13 protein-coding genes and 1 pseudogene are annotated in these 17,188 nt (G+C 56.5%); 8 read left to right on the top strand and 6 right to left on the bottom strand.

Features of this window, described 5'->3' with window-relative positions; translation table 11 throughout:
* Positions 1–29: 29 nt before the first annotated feature.
* Positions 30–1,556, bottom strand: a complete 1,527-nt coding sequence (gene ppx, locus AC6I8J_RS13910; RefSeq protein WP_161734320.1) for an exopolyphosphatase — start codon at positions 1,554–1,556, stop codon at positions 30–32.
* A 5-nt stretch (positions 1,557–1,561) separates the two neighbouring features.
* Positions 1,562–3,622, bottom strand: coding sequence for a polyphosphate kinase 1 (ppk1, locus tag AC6I8J_RS13905; protein WP_161734318.1), 2,061 nt, complete (start codon positions 3,620–3,622; stop codon positions 1,562–1,564).
* 150 nt (positions 3,623–3,772) lie between these two features.
* On the opposite strand from ppk1, the gene AC6I8J_RS13900 reads away from it, so the two are divergent.
* From AC6I8J_RS13900 to pstB, 3 genes are read left to right on the top strand one after another with little or no spacing between them, the layout of a single operon-like run.
* Positions 3,773–5,860 (top strand): ABC transporter permease subunit, encoded by a 2,088-nt coding sequence (locus AC6I8J_RS13900; protein WP_497825486.1) that lies wholly within the window; start codon positions 3,773–3,775, stop codon positions 5,858–5,860.
* A complete protein-coding gene (gene pstA, locus AC6I8J_RS13895; RefSeq protein ID WP_497825485.1) occupies positions 5,857–7,491 on the top strand; it encodes a phosphate ABC transporter permease PstA in 1,635 nt (544 codons plus the stop codon). The genes AC6I8J_RS13900 and pstA overlap by 4 nt, the downstream gene beginning before the upstream one ends.
* Before the next feature lie 12 nt (positions 7,492–7,503).
* Positions 7,504–8,271: a phosphate ABC transporter ATP-binding protein PstB gene (gene pstB / locus AC6I8J_RS13890; RefSeq protein WP_480343787.1), complete on the top strand. Its 768-nt coding sequence runs from the start codon at positions 7,504–7,506 to the stop codon at positions 8,269–8,271.
* 287 nt (positions 8,272–8,558) lie between these two features.
* Here pstB and purN read toward each other — a convergent pair whose 3' ends face one another.
* Positions 8,559–9,197, bottom strand: coding sequence for a phosphoribosylglycinamide formyltransferase (gene purN / locus AC6I8J_RS13885; protein ID WP_161734310.1), 639 nt, complete (start codon positions 9,195–9,197; stop codon positions 8,559–8,561).
* Entirely contained in the window at positions 9,194–10,234 is a 1,041-nt protein-coding gene (gene purM / locus AC6I8J_RS13880; protein WP_497825484.1) for a phosphoribosylformylglycinamidine cyclo-ligase, read from the bottom strand. Before purM ends, purN begins: the two co-directional genes overlap by 4 nt.
* 230 nt (positions 10,235–10,464) lie before the next feature.
* Here purM and upp point away from each other — a divergent pair, with 230 nt between their 5' ends.
* The 3 genes from upp to hda all read left to right on the top strand — a co-directional run bounded on the left by upp (position 10,465) and on the right by hda (position 13,328).
* Complete coding sequence (upp, locus tag AC6I8J_RS13875; protein ID WP_009088774.1) at positions 10,465–11,091, top strand: uracil phosphoribosyltransferase; 627 nt, start codon at positions 10,465–10,467, stop codon at positions 11,089–11,091.
* A 144-nt stretch (positions 11,092–11,235) separates the two neighbouring features.
* Positions 11,236–12,519, top strand: a complete 1,284-nt coding sequence (gene uraA, locus AC6I8J_RS13870; RefSeq protein ID WP_497825646.1) for a uracil permease — start codon at positions 11,236–11,238, stop codon at positions 12,517–12,519.
* Positions 12,520–12,626: 107 nt separating this feature from the next.
* Positions 12,627–13,328 (top strand): DnaA inactivator Hda, encoded by a 702-nt coding sequence (gene hda, locus AC6I8J_RS13865; RefSeq protein ID WP_195719715.1) that lies wholly within the window; start codon positions 12,627–12,629, stop codon positions 13,326–13,328.
* On the opposite strand, the pseudogene arsC reads toward hda, so the two are convergent.
* Positions 13,325–13,666, bottom strand: a pseudogene (gene arsC, locus AC6I8J_RS13860) (arsenate reductase (glutaredoxin)). The gene hda and the pseudogene arsC overlap by 4 nt on opposite strands.
* Before the next feature lie 44 nt (positions 13,667–13,710).
* Entirely contained in the window at positions 13,711–15,174 is a 1,464-nt protein-coding gene (bepA, locus tag AC6I8J_RS13855; RefSeq protein ID WP_150012547.1) for a beta-barrel assembly-enhancing protease, read from the bottom strand.
* A gap of 754 nt (positions 15,175–15,928) precedes the next feature.
* Here bepA and AC6I8J_RS13850 point away from each other — a divergent pair.
* Together AC6I8J_RS13850 and AC6I8J_RS13845 are read left to right on the top strand one after the other, a co-directional pair.
* The gene (locus tag AC6I8J_RS13850) at positions 15,929–16,534 is read left to right on the top strand and encodes a DsrE family protein (protein WP_497825483.1); all 606 of its coding nucleotides are present in this window, start codon (positions 15,929–15,931) and stop codon (positions 16,532–16,534) included.
* 31 nt (positions 16,535–16,565) lie between these two features.
* Complete coding sequence (locus tag AC6I8J_RS13845) at positions 16,566–17,174, top strand: DsrE family protein (RefSeq protein ID WP_161736931.1); 609 nt, start codon at positions 16,566–16,568, stop codon at positions 17,172–17,174.
* Positions 17,175–17,188 lie beyond the last annotated feature (14 nt).

The raw sequence follows: 17,188 nt of genomic DNA, 5'->3' as shown, positions 1-17,188 counted from the left end.
AGTTAAACGGGCGCAAGGCGCCCGGGTTGTCAGGCTTCTTCTTCGAGGATCAGCTTCCATCCTGTTACGTCGTTCCAGTAAACCTGCTCACGTTCCAGATCGAGCTGAACCAGGTTGTTCTGGGTGAAGTAGCCCGCCGGGAAAATCAGCGTCCAGTGGCCGTCATCGCATTTCAGGGTTAACGCATCCGGACGCGTAGTAGCCTGACGCTGATTATTCAGCAGAGTACCCAGGCGCAGCAGGAAAATCAGCGGCACAAACTGCTTTTTCTTAAACAGCGTCACGCGCGGCAACTCGTCGAGCTTCACTGCTTTGCGGTGGAATCTGACCAGCGCCGCCAGCAGCATCTGCTGATCCTGATTGAAGCCAGGCAGGTTGGTGTTTTGCAAAATGTAGGCGGAATGACGTTGCAGGGCGCTGTGATTAATTGTCAGACCCACTTCGTGCAGCATCGCCGCCCACTTCAGCAGGGCTGCCAGCTGCGGATTGGCCAGTTTCGGGTTCTGCTCGCGCCACTGCAGATAAAGCTGCTCGGTGGTATCCAGCACGCGGCGCGCCTGATCGCTGTCGATGGCGTAATGATTCGCCAGACTTTGTGCTGTACGGCTGCGAATATCCTGATGGCGGAAACGGCCCTCCATCTCATAGAGCACGCCTTCACGCAGCGCACCATCAGAAAGACGCAGCTCGCGAATCGCCAGCGCATCAAAGACGCCACACAGAATCGCCAGTCCGGGTACAAACACGCCTTTGCGCTCTTCTGACAGGCCCGGCAGGCTGAGGGCCGCAAAGGATTTATGTTTCATCACCTCGTCATAGAGCTTTTCGAGGCGCTCAGGCGTAATCAGCTTCTCTTTCTCATCCATTGCCTGCAGCACTTCGCAGGCGGCCTTGATGGTGCCGGACGCACCCAGCGCATATTGCCAGCCATGCAGACGATATTGCCACGCCAGCGTTTCCAGCTTCTGCGCCGCCGCTAAGCGGGCGCGACGGAAGTTTTCACGGCTGATTTCGCCTTTCGGGAAATAGAGCTGGGCGAAACTGACGCATCCCATGCGCCGGCTCTCAACCAGTTGCGGTTCAAAATCCTCGCCAATCACCAGCTCGGTAGAGCCGCCGCCGATGTCGATCACCAGCTTGCGACCTTTCTCTGGCTGCGTGTGCTCAACACCCATAAAGATCAGACGCGCCTCTTCATGACCTGAAATCACTTCGATCGGATAGGGGATCACTTCAGCCGCACGCTGCAGGAAGGTTTCGGCGTTAACCGCCTCGCGCAGCGTATGGGTGCCGACAATCGTCACGTTGCTGGGGCTGAAGCCCTGCAGGCGCTCGGCAAACAGCGCCAGACAGGCTAAGCCGCGCTCCATCGCCTCTTCGCTGAGGTTATGTTGAGCATCCAGCCCGTCAGCCAGATGGACGCGCTGTTTAAGGCGGCCCAGTACCTGCATCGCACCATCGACAACCCGCGCAATCACCATATGGAAACTGTTCGAGCCCAGGTCAATCGCCGCAAACTCCTGGGGTTTTGGCGTACTTTTATGAGAAATTGGCATAGGATTTATTCAGGTTGTTCCAGTTTCTTGATGTAATCATAGATGGCCAGCTGCGAGCGCACTTTACGGCGATTGCCACGCTGGACGTAATGGTTACTCAACTCTTTATCGACGATGCGGGCTTTCACCGTATCACTTAACTGAATAGCAATAATGTCGAGTATGCGCTGCCGGATGTGGGGATCGAGAATCGCCACGGCCACTTCGATGCGGTAATCAATGTTACGTGTCATCCAGTCAGCGGAGGAGAGGAACACCTTCTTATCGCCGCCATTCTCAAAAATATAGACGCGATCGTGTTCCAGATAACGGTCAACAATACTGATGACACGAATATTTTCACTGATCCCAGGCAGGTCCGGGATTAATGAGCACATTCCGCGCACCAGAAGATTGACCTTCACCCCTACGCTGGAGGCTGTATAAAGCCGATCTACCAGACCTTTGTCTACCAGATTGTTGATTTTCAGAGTAATACCGCAGGGCTTATTCTGCTGTGCATTGGCAATTTCGGTGTCGATCAGTTCATACAGCATCCGGCGCGAGTTCTGTGGCGACACCATCAGGTGATCGAACGTCACGGGCCGATAAGGATTCTCAATAAAGTTGAACACCCGACGTACTTCATTGGTGATGCGCGCATCCGCGGTCAGCAGTGAGTAGTCGGTATAAAGCCGCGCGGTCTTCTCGTTAAAGTTGCCGGTGCCGATATGCGCGTAGCGCACAATCTCTTCGCCTTCGCGGCGTGAGATCAGGAACAGCTTGGCGTGGATCTTCAGGCCAGGTGCAGAGAAAATCACATGCACGCCCGCTTCGGTCAGGCGTTTCGCCCAATAGATGTTGGCTTCTTCATCGAAGCGTGCCTGCAGCTCAACGACCACCGTGACTTTTTTACCGTTATAGGCGGCATGGATCATCGCATCCATGATGCGCGAGTGTTTCGCGACGCGGTAGATGTTGATTTTGATCGCCAGCACGCTGGGGTCAAATGACGCCTGACGCAGCAGTTCCAGCACGTGTTCAAAGGTGTGGTACGGATAGTAGAGCAGCACGTCGCGGTCGCGAATCGCATCGAAGCCGTTGCGGAAGCCATCAAAACCGATGTGGCGAATCTGCGGCAGCGGGCGGTTCACCAGGTTATTTTTGCCGACGTTCGGGAAGCCGATAAAGTCTTTGAAGTTGTGGTAGCGGCCGCCTGGCAGGATGGAGTCCAGGTTAGAGATGGAAAGCTTGTGGCACAGCAGCGACACCATCGTGTCGGGCATATCGCGCTGATAGACAAAACGCACTGGTTCCGCCGTCAGTCGCTGCTTCAGGCTGGAGGACATCAGCTCCAGCAGGCTCGACTCCATCTCCGTGACCAGATCGTACTCGGCGTCGCGCGTCATTTTCATTGAATAGGCGTTGAGCGCGTCGAAGTCATAGAAGCCTTTAAAAATGTCATCCAGGCAGTAACGCAGAATGTTATCCAGCAGGATCATCGGTTTACGGCGGCGCGGTGGCTCTGCCGGTAAATTGATGAAGCGCGGCACTTTATCGGACGGGATCTCCAGCAGCGCATACTGAATATTGTCACCGCGAATGATCTCAACCGCCAGATAGGTGTAGTCATCTTTAAGGAATTCGGTCAGATCCGTTTCCTGGGTGATCAGAATCGGGGAGATATGCTGGCGCAACTCATGCTTGAAATAGTGACGCAGCCACGCCTGCTGATTGGATGAGAGCTGACGTTCGTTGATCAGGAAGATCTGGTTGCGAGCCATTTCCAGCAGCAGATCGTTATAAAGCGCATCAAACTCCTGATCGGACTTCATTACGCGCTGCTGAATTTTTTTAAAAAGATGGCGTGGCGTACTGGCAGAACCCTGCTCTTCACCAATCAGAATGCGGCGTTTGAGGTCGGCGAAACGCACTTTATAGAATTCGTCGAGATTGTTGGAGTAGATGCCCAGAAAGCGCATCCGCTCAATCAGTGGATTGCTTTTGTCTGCTGCTTCCTGCAAAACCCGTTCATTAAAGGATAACCAGCTTAATTCTTTTTCAATATAAAGCTTTACCTGACCCATTCTCACTCCATTTAGCGGTTGCAGGACTGAAGATCCAGTATCCATCAACATTATGGCGAGAGTATGGCAGCGTTGTCCAACGCAAGGAGTTGTCTTATCAATCGGCTACGGGCAACATAGCGGCTTATTTTGGCCTGCTACCGGAACCGCATGAGCGCAAACCACATTCCTGTCCAATTCAGCGATCGCAAGCGTCGTGCCGTTGATCGTCTGACGCGGCGGCTGATCACCTGCTGTGGCGTCGCGATCCTGCTGCTGATGCTGCTGCTGTTCTGCTGGCTGATTGGCGTGGTATTACCGCTGTTTAATGCGCCGGGCCTGCAGATCGCGGCCAGCCAGCAACTCTGGGATCGTACGCCCGCCTTAGCGATAGGCAATCAGGGCAATATCGGCTGGCGTATCAGCGCGCACGGTGCAGCACGTTTTATTCCACTGGATGGTCAGCCTGCGGAGCCGGCGCTGGCGCTGACCCCGGCGCCCGATGAGGTGGTGCAGAGTGCTGATGGGCAGACGCTGCTACTGAATATGCAGGGCGCGCTGACGCTGATGCAGCCTGCGACTGACCAGCAGTGGCGCTTCCCGCTGGGCGACAAACCCTTTCATCTGCCCGACGGTGCCGTGACAAAGATGGCGCTGGCGACGCGTCATGCGGGTCAGTGGCGCATCGCTGCTCTCACTGAGGCCGGCCTGCGGGTGCTGACGCTCGGCACCGATCGTCAGGCGTCGGTTATCCCGCTGCCGCAACGCCAACTGGATCTGCTGGCGCTCTCACCGTCCGGCGATCTGCTCTACACCACCGAAGGCACGCTGCTGCGGGTCTGGCAGCTCGATGATGACCATGCCCTGCTGCGCGAAACGCATACTCTGTCGCAGCCCCCACAAAGTCTGCATCTGCTGGTGGGCGGCAAAAGCCTGCTGATTCAGGATCGCAGTGGCGTCACCCAATGGTTTGCTATCGCCAGCGACAAGGGGCCGCGCCTGCAGCGTATCCGGACCTTTGCCGACAGCGACGGCGAGACGATTCTGGTGACAGAATCACAGCGTCGCGTGTTTGCCACACTCAGTAAGCAGGGGATGCTGCGGCTCTTTGCCAGCAAGCAAAACGGCCCGATACTGCAGCGTCAGCTGGAACCTGGCATTGTGCAGTCGCAGTTTTCGCCCCATGGCGACAGCCTGCTGATTGAACGGGCGGGAAGCTGGCAGACCCTGCGGCTTGATAATCCGTGGCCGGACGTCACCTGGCGCAATTTCTGGCAGAAAATCTGGTATGAAAACTATCCCGAACCCGATTGGGTCTGGCAATCCACCGCCGCCGGTGACAGCTATCAGGCTAAGTTCAGCCTGATGCCAATGGTGATGGGAACGCTGAAAGCGGCCAGTTTAGCGCTGCTGTTTGCCACGCCGCTGGCGCTGGCCGCAGCGATGTACACCGCGTGGTTTATGGCACCGGGGCTGCGGCGCTGGGTTAAACCGGCCATCGAGATGATGGGCGCGCTGCCAAGCGTAGTGGTGGGGCTGATTGCCGGAATCTGGCTCGCGCCGCATATTGGTCAGGCGCTGGTGGGTGTACTGCTGCTGCCCGTAACGCTGGCAGGCGCGCTGCTGTTATGTGGCGTATTCAGCGCGCGTTTACCGCCGCGCTGGCGTCAGCCGGGGCGTGAGGTACTGATTCTGCTGCCGCTGTTGCTGCTGGTTACGCTATTGACGCTGTGGCTGCCCACCCTGTTTATACCGGATGCGGGCGACTGGCTGCCGCATTACGAGCAGCGCAACCTGCTGGTGGCCGCGCTGGCGATGGGCTTTGCGCTGGTGCCGCTGATTTTCACCCTCTCCGAAGATGCCCTCTTCAGCGTACCTGCGGCGCTGGGCCAGGGTTCACTGGCTCTGGGCGCAACGTCGTGGCAAACCCTGACACGCGTCGTACTGCCGGGTGCCTCCGCCGGGATTTTTGCCGCGCTGATGATCGGTCTGGGACGTGCCGTAGGAGAAACCATGATTTTGCTGATGGCGACCGGCAACACGCCGCAAAGTGAAGGTGGCCTGTTCAGCGGCCTGCGCGCGTTGTCCGCCAATATCGCCATTGAGATGCCGGAAGCCGCAGCAGGCAGTGCGCACTATCGCGTGCTGTTTCTCAGTGCCCTGATGCTGCTGCTGTTTACGCTGGTGATTAACACGGTTGCCGAGCTGATCCGTCAGCGACTGCGTCAGCGCTACAGCCAGCATGAGGAACAGGCATGAAGGCGATGCGACAGAACGATCGCTGGCGCTGGTTAACGGCTGGTGCTGTCGCCGTCTGCCTGCTGGCCTTTACGCTGCTAATCGGGCTGCTGGCGTGGCAGGGCGTCCGTGCTTTCTGGCCGCAGGGTGTGGACCTCTATACCTTCAGCCAGCCTGAAGGTGGCGAAACGCGCCTGCTGGGCGAAACTCTGGAGCATCAGCGGCGTTTCCCGGCTCCGGCCGATGAGCAGGGCAACAACGGCGGACAGGTGCATCGCTATCTGATTAAAACCGGTAACCGTGACTGGGACGCCCCCGATTTCCGCATGGTCTACAGCCGCGCGGCCGCGAAGGTCAGTCAGCCGCCGGACGTCATGGTGCTGCAGCGGCGCAGCCACGGTCAGGCCTATGGCTGGTTTGTCGGCCTGCGTGAAGATAACGAAGAGCTGACCGCGCAGGATCCCGATGCGCTACTGCATCAGCGGCTTGGACAGGTGCAGATGCTGGTGCGGCAGGCTAACCAGATTCGCCGGGTGGATATGGCGCGCCTTAACAGCCAGCGCGAAGAGCTTGATGAGCAGGCGGCCACAGACCGGACAGCCGGACGCTTTGATCTGCAGGCAGAGTCAGAATATCAGGCCAATCAGGCGGCGTTGCAGCGGCGCTTTAATCAGCTGAGTGAAACACTGGCTTCTCTGCAACAGCAGAGTCAGCGCGATCTGTTAATCCTGCGGGATGTGCAGGGCAACGAACATGCTATTCCGCTGACCGAAATTGTCGATAGCTGGAAGCCGAACGCGATGACGCTGACCGGCAAAACCGGGCATTTTCTGCATCAGTTGTGGCGTTTCGTCAGTGATTCACCCGCCGGGGGCGAAAGTGAATCAGGCGCATTTCCGGCGATCTTCGGCACCGTGCTGATGGTGCTGCTGATGTCGGTGGTGGTGATGCCGCTGGGCGTTATCGCCGCTATCTGGCTGCATGAATATGCCGGACGGAATGCGCTGACCAGACTGGTACGCATCGCGGTGGTCAATCTGGCCGGCGTCCCTTCCATTGTTTATGGGGTATTTGGTCTGGGCTTCTTTGTCTGGCTGGCAGGCGGCACGATTGATCAGCTCTTCTTTGCCAGCACGTTGCCCAACCCCACCTTCGGCACGCCAGGTTTACTCTGGGCGTCGCTGACCCTGGCGTTACTGACGCTGCCGGTAGTCATTGTGGCGACCGAAGAGGGCTTATCCCGTATTCCCAACAGCCTGCGGCAGGGTTCGCTGGCGCTGGGCGCGACCCAGGCGGAAACGCTATGGAACGTGGTGCTACCGATGGCGGTGCCGGCCATGCTCACCGGCCTGATCCTGGCGGTGGCGCGAGCAGCAGGTGAAACCGCGCCGCTGATGCTGGTGGGCGTGGTGAAAATGGTGCCGGAACTGCCGGTCGACGCGGTATTTCCTTATCTGCATCTGGATCGCAAGTTCATGCATCTGGGCTTCCAGATTTACGATCTGGCGTTTCAGAGTCCAAATATTGAAGCCGACCGGCCGCTGGTGTTCGCCACCGCGCTGCTGCTGGTGCTGATTATTCTGTCGCTTAATCTGCTGGCAATGGGCCTGCGTCACCGCCTGCGTGAACGCTATCGTCTTATGACTCAATAACAGGCTATGACTATGACGTCCGACACGGATATCGCGCTGACCGTTAACCATCTGTCGCTGTGGTATGGCGAGCGCCAGGCGCTGCAGGATATCTCTCTGCAGGTGCCGAAAAACAGGATTACTGCGCTGATTGGCCCGTCGGGCTGTGGCAAGTCGACGCTGCTGCGCTGCTTTAATCGCATGAACGACGTGATTGACCACTGCCGGGTAGAGGGTGAGGTGTTACTGGGATCGCAGGCGATCCTGCGCCCCGAACAGGATCTCTCCGCGCTGCGCCGTCGGGTCGGCATGGTGTTTCAGCGGCCTAATCCTTTTCCAAAATCGATTTATGAAAATGTGGTCTACGGGCTGCGTTTACAGGGTGTGCGCGATCGGCGGATACTGAACGAAGCCTGTGAGCGTGCGCTGCGCGCAGCCGCGCTGTGGAGTGAGGTGAAAGACCAGCTGTCACAGAATGCGCTGACGCTCTCCACCGGACAGCAGCAGCGGCTGGTGATTGCCCGCGCCATCGCGATTGAGCCGGAAGTGCTGCTGCTGGATGAGCCGACTTCCGCGCTGGATCCGATTTCTACACTGGTGATTGAAGAGTTGATGACCACGCTCAAGCAGCATTTCACGCTGGTGCTGGTAACGCACAACATGCAGCAGGCGTCGCGCGTGTCAGATTACACCGCGTTTATGCATCAGGGCGCGTTAGTGGAGTTTGATGAGACCGACCGGATTTTCACCGCGCCGAAGCAGCGACGGACCGAAGATTACATTACGGGGCGTTACGGCTGAGCCAGCAACGGGAGCAGAGCAGGTTTTTGTGTCAGACGGCTCATAGGCTTAAAGCGATGGGAGCCAATGCCCGTAGTAAAGCATCGCGGGCCATGGACAAAAACGCCGGGTGCGTTTTTGAACAACGCAAAACGTTGGGCCGGCTTCGGGCGCACCTCAGGTATGAGGTGCGTAATCGCCCGTGCTGAGCTGCCATGGATGGCATTTTTTGCGTCTTTACGGAGGGCATAGGCTTCCTGAGCCTTTACTCTGCCAGTACTTCATAAGAAGCCCTGGCTTCCAGTGCATCAACCGTTAGCATAACCCTGCGGCGGCAGCGGTTCGCCATCCAGCCAGGCCTTGCCGTCACGCATCGCCAGACGACCCTCAACAAACCAGCCGATTACCATCGGATAGATGGCATGCTCCTGATGCTGCACCCGCTCCGTAATCTCCGCTTCGCTGTCGCCGGGAAAAACCGGGACTTTTGCCTGCAGGATCACCGGACCGCCATCCAGCTCGTCAGTGACGAAATGCACGGAGGTGCCATGTTCGCTGTCGCCGTTTTCCAGTGCCTGACGGTGCGTATGCAGACCCGGATATTTCGGCAGCAGGGAAGGGTGGATATTCAGCAGTCGATCGTGAAAATGCGCCACAAATGCGCTGCTGAGAATGCGCATATAACCCGCCAGCACAATCAGATCCGGACGGTAGGCTTCGATTTCAGCGATGAGCTGACGATCAAAAGCTTCGCGGTCAGCGAAGTCGCTGGCGGCAAGCGCGTGGGCGGGGATCCCCGCCTCCTGTGCCCGCGTCAGGCCATAAGCGGCGGCACGGTTGCTGAACACGGCAGCGACACTGCCGTGAATCCGCCCGCTCTCACAGGCGTCAAGGATGGACTGAAGGTTACTTCCGTTACCGGAAATCAGTACAACCAGCTTCTTCATCCGTTGATGACCACACGCTCTTCTGCATCAGACGCTTTAATCACGCCGAGCTTCCAGGCTTTCTCGCCCGCGGCCTGCATCAGCGCAATCGCGTTGTCCGCATCTGTCGGGCTCAGTGCGATGATCATGCCCACGCCGCAGTTAAAGGTGCGGTACATCTCGAAGCGGCTGACGTTGCCCGCCTGCTGTAACCAGCTGAAGACCGCCGGCCACTGCCAGCTCTTCTCGTCGATCACGGCCTGGGTGTTGTCGGGCAGCACGCGCGGAATATTCTCCCAGAAGCCACCGCCGGTCAGGTGCGCGATAGCGTGCACATCGACCTGCTCAATCAGGCTCAGGATATTTTTCACGTAGATGCGGGTCGGTTCCAGCAGATGATCGGCCAGCGGTTTACCTTCCAGCTGTTCAGCCAGCGGATCGATATTGCTGACTTCCAGAATCTTACGCACCAGCGAATAGCCGTTAGAGTGCGGGCCGCTGGAGCCGAGGGCGATCAGCACGTCGCCATCCTGCACCTTACTGCCATCGATAATTTCTGACTTTTCCACCACGCCGACACAGAAACCGGCCACGTCGTAATCTTCGCCGTGATACATGCCTGGCATCTCAGCGGTTTCACCGCCAACCAGCGCACAACCCGACTGCAGACACCCTTCGGCGATGCCGGTGATCACCGCAGAGGCGGTATCCACATCCAGTTTGCCAGTGGCGTAGTAGTCGAGAAAGAAGAGCGGCTCGGCGCCCTGAACCACCAGGTCGTTGACGCACATCGCGACCAGGTCAACGCCAATGGCATCGTGACGTTTAAGATCCATCGCCAGACGCAGCTTGGTGCCAACGCCATCGGTGCCGGAGACCAGCACGGGTTCACGGTATTTTTGCGGCAGCGCGCAAAGCGCACCAAAACCGCCCAGTCCACCCATCACTTCCGGGCGACGCGTCTTTTTCACTACGCCTTTAATACGGTCAACCAGAGCGTTACCAGCATCAATATCAACACCGGCGTCTTTGTAACTGAGAGAGGTTTTGTCGGTCACTGCGAGGTCCCCACGCGAGTTGCGGTTGGTGGTTTAAAATAAAGCGCGGCAATTCTATCAGTGCAGGCAAACGTTTGCGAGTCCGGCATTGCGCATCAGGCGATTTTCATTAATCCTCTATTTGTCCCGGTAAAACCCGTGGCTTTGCGCAAGAGCAGGTGGCGCAGCGCGCAAAAGGCGGTATAATCCCGCGATTTTTTTTTAGCTCAACTCATTCCGGGAGAACACCAATGAAGATCGTGGAAGTCAGACACCCGCTGGTCAAACATAAACTGGGCCTGATGCGTGAGCATGATATCAGTACAAAGCGTTTTCGCGAGCTGGCCTCTGAAGTGGGCAGCCTGCTGACCTACGAAGCGACCGCCGATCTGGAAACAGAGCGCGTCACCATTGAGGGCTGGAACGGCCCGGTAGAGATCGATCAGATTAAAGGCAAAAAAATCACGGTGGTTCCGATCCTGCGTGCCGGCCTGGGCATGATGGAAGGGGTGCTTGAACACGTTCCCAGCGCCCGTATCAGCGTGGTGGGTGTTTACCGTGATGAAGAGACGCTGGAGCCGGTTCCTTATTTCCAGAAGCTGGTCTCTAACATTGAAGAGCGCCTGGCGCTGGTGGTCGACCCGATGCTGGCGACCGGTGGCTCTATGATCGCCACCATCGACCTGCTGAAGAAAGCGGGCTGCACCAGCATCAAAGTGCTGGTTCTGGTTGCCGCACCAGAGGGGATTGCCGCCCTGGAGAAAGCGCATCCTGACGTCGAGCTTTACACCGCGTCAGTGGATCAGGGACTGAACGAAAAGGGTTACATCATTCCCGGGCTCGGCGATGCCGGGGACAAGATTTTCGGAACCAAATAAATCGCACAGCCGACCAGAGAGTCGGCTTTTTTTTGGCAAAAAAACTCCCCGAATGAATTCGGTCTGCCGCAAGGCGCATCGGCATCACTGCTGCTGTGCCAGAGGCGCGAAACCCCGGGGATAAAAAACATAAGGGGATAAATGATGACTCGTCGCGCCATTGGCGTCAGTGAACGGCCGCCGTTACTGCAAACCATTCCACTCAGCCTGCAACACCTGTTTGCCATGTTTGGTGCCACGGTACTGGTGCCGATTCTGTTCCACATTAACCCGGCGACGGTGCTGTTGTTTAACGGCGTCGGCACACTGATTTATCTCTTTATCTGTAAAGGCAAAATTCCCGCCTATCTTGGTTCCAGTTTTGCCTTTATCTCGCCGGTGCTGCTGCTGTTGCCACTGGGTTATGAGGTCGCGCTGGGCGGATTTATCCTGTGCGGCGTGCTGTTCTGTCTCGTGGCGCTGATTGTGAAACGCGCGGGTACCGGCTGGCTCGACGTGATGTTCCCCCCGGCGGCCATGGGCGCGATTGTGGCCGTCATTGGTCTGGAGCTGGCGGGTGTCGCCGCCAATATGGCTGGCCTGCTGCCCGCTGAAGGCAGTGCGCCCGACAGCAAAACCGTGCTGATTTCGCTGGTCACGCTGGCGGTAACGGTATTCGGTTCAGTGCTGTTCCGCGGTTTCCTGGCAATCATCCCGATTCTGGTCGGCGTCGTGGCGGGGTATCTGCTCTCTGCCTTTATGGGCATCGTTGACTGGAGTGGCGTGATCAAAGCCCCCTGGTTTGCCCTGCCAACCTTCTATACACCGCGCTTTGAGTGGGTGGCGATGCTGACGATTCTGCCCGCGGCGCTGGTCGTGATTGCCGAGCATATCGGTCATCTGGTTGTCACCGCCAACATCGTGAAGAAAGATTTGATTCGCGACCCTGGCCTGCATCGTTCGATGTTCGCCAACGGCTTATCCACCGTTATTTCAGGCTTCTTTGGTTCGACGCCAAATACCACCTACGGTGAAAACATCGGGGTGATGGCGATTACCCGCGTCTATAGCACCTGGGTGATTGGCGGCGCGGCGATTCTGGCGATTCTGCTCTCCTGCGTCGGCAAACTGGCGGCGATGATCCAGGCGATTCCGGTTCCGGTCATGGGCGGCGTGTCGCTGCTGCTCTATGGCGTGATTGGCGCATCCGGTATCCGCGTGTTGATCGAATCCAAAGTCGATTACAACAAAGCGCAGAACCTGATCCTGACCTCGGTGATCCTGATCATCGGCGTCAGCGGAGCGAAGGTGCATATCGGCGCAGCAGAGCTAAAAGGCATGGCACTGGCGACGATCGTGGGTGTCGGCCTGGCGCTGATCTTCCGTGTGATCTCGCTGTTACGTCCGGAAGAAGTGGTGCTGGAGGCTGAGGAACCACGCGAGCATTGATCGCAGCGCGCCTGACAGGATCGGGGCAGGGACGCCCCATTCATCTCTTTCTGAAAACTGTGTTAGACTTCCCCCGATTTTTTGCTTGTTCTCTTGCTGAGGTGCTTCTGAACACGCCGGCACAATTGTCATTGCCACTCTATTTACCCGACGATGAAACCTTTTCCAGCTTCTGGCCGGGGGAAAACCCGTCGCTGATTGCCGCACTCAAAGGCGCTCTCAATCAACAACATGGCAGCTATCTCTACTTCTGGTCACGCGAAGGCGGCGGGCGGAGCCATCTGCTGCACGCCGCGTGCGCTGAAATGTCCGCGCGCAGCGAAGCGGTCGGCTACGTTCCGCTGGATAAACGCACCTGGTTTGTTCCGGAAGTACTGGAAGGGATGGAGCAGCTGTCACTGGTCTGCATCGATAACATTGAGTGCATTGCAGGCGAACCGGAGTGGGAGATGGCGATCTTCGATCTCTATAACCGCATTCTGGAAACCGGCAATACGCGCCTGTTTATTACCGGCGATCGTCCGCCACGCCAGCTGAATCTGCAGCTGCCCGATCTCGCCTCGCGGCTGGACTGGGGACAGATCTATCGCCTGCAGCCGCTCTCCGACGAAGACAAACTGCAGGCGCTGCAACTGCGTGCCGGGTTACGTGGTTTTGAGCTGCCGGAAGATGTGGGTCGCTTCCTGCTGAAGCGACTGGATCGGGAAATGCGCACGCTGTTTGATACGCTGGATCGGCTTGATCGCGCCTCGATCAGCGCACAGCGTAAGCTCACGATTCCCTTCGTTAAAGAGACGCTCGGCCTTTAAAGAATGTCGAGCACCGCTTCTGGCGGACGTCCAATCCGCGCCTTATCGCCATTGATCACAATCGGTCTTTCAATCAGCACCGGATTTCCCACCAGCGCATTCAGCAGCGCACTTTCGTTTTTGTCGCCGAGTGCCACCTCGCTGTAGATCGCCTCTTTGGTACGCATCAACTCTCGTGCGCTCTGCATCCCCAGTTTCTGTAGCAGAATTTGCAGCGTCTAGCGATCGGGTGGCGTCTGCAGATAGAGCACCACTTCCGGCTCAATCCCGCGCGCGTTCAGCAGCGCCAGCGTTTCGCGGCTCTTGCTGCAGCGCGGGTTGTGGTAAATCGTCACCATTTCAGACTCTCCTTTTATTTTTGGCATGTCAGCAACGTCGTTTCTCAGCCTTTCTGATATTGCTTAAAACGCTGCTGCAACTGACGAAGCTGATCGATACGGGCATCGTAGCGCGCCTGTTTCAGGCTGCCGAGCGGCACCTGTGCGCTGGCGCTGCCTAACGCGGTGATTGCCTGATCAAGCTGGCCATTCAGCGCCAGGCTCTCTGCCCGTGCCGACAACTCTTCATCATTCAGTCCCTGCTGGGCAGAAGCCTGTGCCAGTAAATCCCAGCCGTTAGGATCATCTTTATTGGCCCAGGTATAGCGGTTCAGAATACGACTGGCACTGGCATACTGCTTCGCTTCAACATAGGCATTCGCCAGGTTGAGCTGCACCACCGGACTGTTTTTGGCACCAGTGGCGGCGGTGAGCAGGGCGATCGCCTGTTGTGGCTGGTTCAGGCCGATGTCGATATCTGACATGATATCCAGGAACCAGACGTTATTGGGCTGTTTCGCCAGCAGTGGCGTCATAATCCGCTTCGCATCGGCATAGCTCTTCGCCTGTAAAAACTGTATAGCCTTGCCATATTGTGACGCCAGCTGCTCGCGGGCATTACCGCTGGCATACTGACTCAGCAGTTCGTCAGTGAGCTGATTACGCCCGGTGGCGTACATCCCCAGCGCACGCACCTTCGCCAGGTAAAAATCTTCAGTAGACTGAACGACGACGGGGCGCATCTGGTTAGCACGGTTGCGGGCATCCGCCAGACGGCTGTCGGGCAGGGGGTGGGTCAGCAGAATTTCAGGTGGCTTCGAGGAGAAGCGGCTCTGATCGGCCAGCTTCTGCAGAAAATTTGGCATCGCCTGGGGATCGAAACCGGCGCGCTGCAGCACCTGAATGCCGATGCGGTCCGCCTCCTGCTCATTGCCCTGCGTAAAGCTGATAATTCCCTGCTGCGTACCCGCCAGGGTGCCGGTCAGCGCTGCCATGCCCGCCTGCGGACTGGCCATCGCCAGCAGAATCGAACCCAGCGCTCCGACCCAGGTCAGCGGCGCATTGCGCTTCTGATCTTCCATGGCACGCGCCAGATGGCGCTGGGTGACATGTGAAATTTCATGCGCCATCACTGATGCCAGCTGACTTTCATTTTCGGTAAAGCGGAACAGCGCAGAATGCAGCACCACGTTGCCACCGAAGAAGGCAAAGGCGTTGAGCTCATCATTCTGGATCAGAAAGAAGTGGAACGGGGTTTTTACGGCGTCGGCGTGCGAGACCAGCCGCTGCCCCAGCTGATTAATGTACTGATTAAGCAGCGGATCGTTGATCAGCGGCGCACTGGCACGCAGCTGGCGCACATAAAAGTCGCCCATCTGCAGTTCCTGATTAATCGACAGGGTCGAACCGGCCGTTGTGCCAATATCGGGAAGTGAATCACTGACATCAGCGTGGGCCGGTGTCAGAGTGGTGAAAATGAGCGTCGGGAGGAGCGCGGCGATTAGCGTTTTCTTTAACCGGTTCAACATGCCTTAATCCTGTAGAGAGGCCCTGAAAATGGACAGGTGCACAGCGGGAATGTTCCATTTTTCGCAGATAACGGCGGTTTGTGACTATCTTAACCAGAGCATCAAAAGAAAGAAATGTCGTTTTCTGGTCATCGCCTGATGTAATTTGTGCAAAATCGCAGATTTTGACGAAAAAAACTGAACATCCTGCCAACTTAAACCGCAGTTAAACGAGGTAAATCCGGCGAGGTTTTACCGGGATCCTGAGCAGGTAAGTTGCCAATTATCTGTTCATTCCCGTCGCGCTTCGCCGGAATAGAGCAGAATCCGCTGACAGACATCCGGAACAGTAATCGTTCTTTTTTTAAAGTTATGTAAATTCAATCAGAAAAACTGAATATGGCACGTGTTTTTCCAGGTCTACTCTGAAAAAATAGCCCACGCTGAGCCGCAAAATGTCTTTTCGCCATTGATAAATTAAATCGATTCGTCTGCCCCCCTCTTCCTGATTCCAGCTAAGCCTGGATTTTATTTTTTCGCGTCAACTCAACAGGCAGAGATTAAATCCCTGATAGTCAGATCCACTGCTGCTAAGACACTTTTTTCTGCATGATGAAAATCTTCAATTAATTCTCTCTGTGAATAATTTCAGCGGTTATCAATAGCGCGTTGACCTGAATTTACAGAAGCGAGAATTAAACCCGCGCTGTGGTATAGATAGCCGACCTGATTCAGTCCTGAATCTGACAGACATTATTTGCCGGAGAGAAGTGTTATGCGTTCAGTTGTTTCATACGCGTTAATCGCCATTATTGGCGGCGTCGTTGGCGCGGCTGTCACACAGAGTGGCGATATTTACGACAAAGTGACACGTCATTTTGCAACCGAGCCACAGGAAGCCCCTGGATTCTGGAGCACCCCGGCGATTGAAGGTTATGGCAAAATTCATTACGAGCCTGATGCCGCGTTTAAACCGGTAGCGGGCCTGAGCAACAAAATTGTTTTCCAGATTACCCGAAGCGACGGCGCGATGACCGCACCGAATCTGGGACTGGAACGTGTGGCGCGCGTGGTCAATCTCTATATCGCCTCCGGCATTCCGGCTGACCAGCTGAAGTTTGTGGTTTCGGTTACGGGTAACGCGACACCTGCCATGCTGGATAACGCCCATTTCAAACAGTTTTACGGCATCGAAAATCCAAACCTGAAGCTGATTAATGAGCTGAATCAGGCGGGAGTGAAAGTCTCGGTCTGCGATCAGTCCGTGGCATTCCATCACTATCCGAATAACTGGATTGATAAATCAGTCGTCCATGCGCTTTCCAGTCCGACCACGGTATCCACCCTGCAAAACCAGGGGTACGCGTGGCTGGCAATGTAATTGATGTTTTAAACGACCGGGAGAAGAGTTAATGCGTCCAGCAGCGTTAGTAGTGATGGCAGCCGTAGCAGGATTTATTGGCGGCAATGTTTTACAGTTGCCGGAATTATTCGATAAGGTCAGCGGCAAAATGGCAGATAATAAACCTGAGCCCGCTGATTTCTGGAGTACGCCTGCGATTGATGGCTACGGCAAAATACATTATGTCGATACGCCGGCATTTAAACCCGGCACCACAGCGGGTCTGAGTAATAAAATTGTTTTCCAGATTAACCATAATGATGGCGATATTCGTAAGCCGAATCTGGGCCTGGAGCGTGTAGCGCGTGTCACCAACCTCTATTATGCAGCGGGTGTGCCACTCGACCAGCTGAAATTTGTGGTGTCGATCAACGGCGACGCGGTGTCGTCAGCGCTGAATAATGACCAGTTCAGCAAAGCCTACGGCGTGGATAACCCAAACCTGAAGCTGATCAGCGAACTGAAAAAAGCGGGCGTTCAGGTCACGATCTGCGACCAGTCCGTGGCGTTTCATCAGCTTGATCGCAACTGGATCGACCCGATGGTCACCCACACCATCTCCAGCGGCACCACCGTTGCCACCCTGGAAAACAGCGGTTACGCCTTCCTGATGCTTTAATTCTCCAGCAGCGG

It is taken from the genome of Pantoea sp. X-Soil-ISGK-355 (assembly GCF_059730805.1).
The sequence above is the reverse complement of the archived record's forward strand: the minus strand, read 5'-3'. Positions and strand labels throughout refer to the sequence as shown.

Excerpts from the sequence above, each read along its gene's own strand:
- ppx (WP_161734320.1), bottom strand. The coding sequence starts at position 1,556 with ATGCCAATTTCTCATAAAAGTACGCCAAAACCCCAGGAGTTTGCGGCG.
- ppk1 (WP_161734318.1), bottom strand. The coding sequence starts at position 3,622 with ATGGGTCAGGTAAAGCTTTATATTGAAAAAGAATTAAGCTGGTTATCC.
- AC6I8J_RS13900 (WP_497825486.1), top strand. The coding sequence starts at position 3,773 with ATGAGCGCAAACCACATTCCTGTCCAATTCAGCGATCGCAAGCGTCGT.
- pstA (WP_497825485.1), top strand. The coding sequence starts at position 5,857 with ATGAAGGCGATGCGACAGAACGATCGCTGGCGCTGGTTAACGGCTGGT.
- pstB (WP_480343787.1), top strand. The coding sequence starts at position 7,504 with ATGACGTCCGACACGGATATCGCGCTGACCGTTAACCATCTGTCGCTG.
- purN (WP_161734310.1), bottom strand. The coding sequence starts at position 9,197 with ATGAAGAAGCTGGTTGTACTGATTTCCGGTAACGGAAGTAACCTTCAG.
- upp (WP_009088774.1), top strand. The coding sequence starts at position 10,465 with ATGAAGATCGTGGAAGTCAGACACCCGCTGGTCAAACATAAACTGGGC.
- uraA (WP_497825646.1), top strand. The coding sequence starts at position 11,236 with ATGACTCGTCGCGCCATTGGCGTCAGTGAACGGCCGCCGTTACTGCAA.
- bepA (WP_150012547.1), bottom strand. The coding sequence starts at position 15,174 with ATGTTGAACCGGTTAAAGAAAACGCTAATCGCCGCGCTCCTCCCGACG.
- AC6I8J_RS13850 (WP_497825483.1), top strand. The coding sequence starts at position 15,929 with ATGCGTTCAGTTGTTTCATACGCGTTAATCGCCATTATTGGCGGCGTC.
- AC6I8J_RS13845 (WP_161736931.1), top strand. The coding sequence starts at position 16,566 with ATGCGTCCAGCAGCGTTAGTAGTGATGGCAGCCGTAGCAGGATTTATT.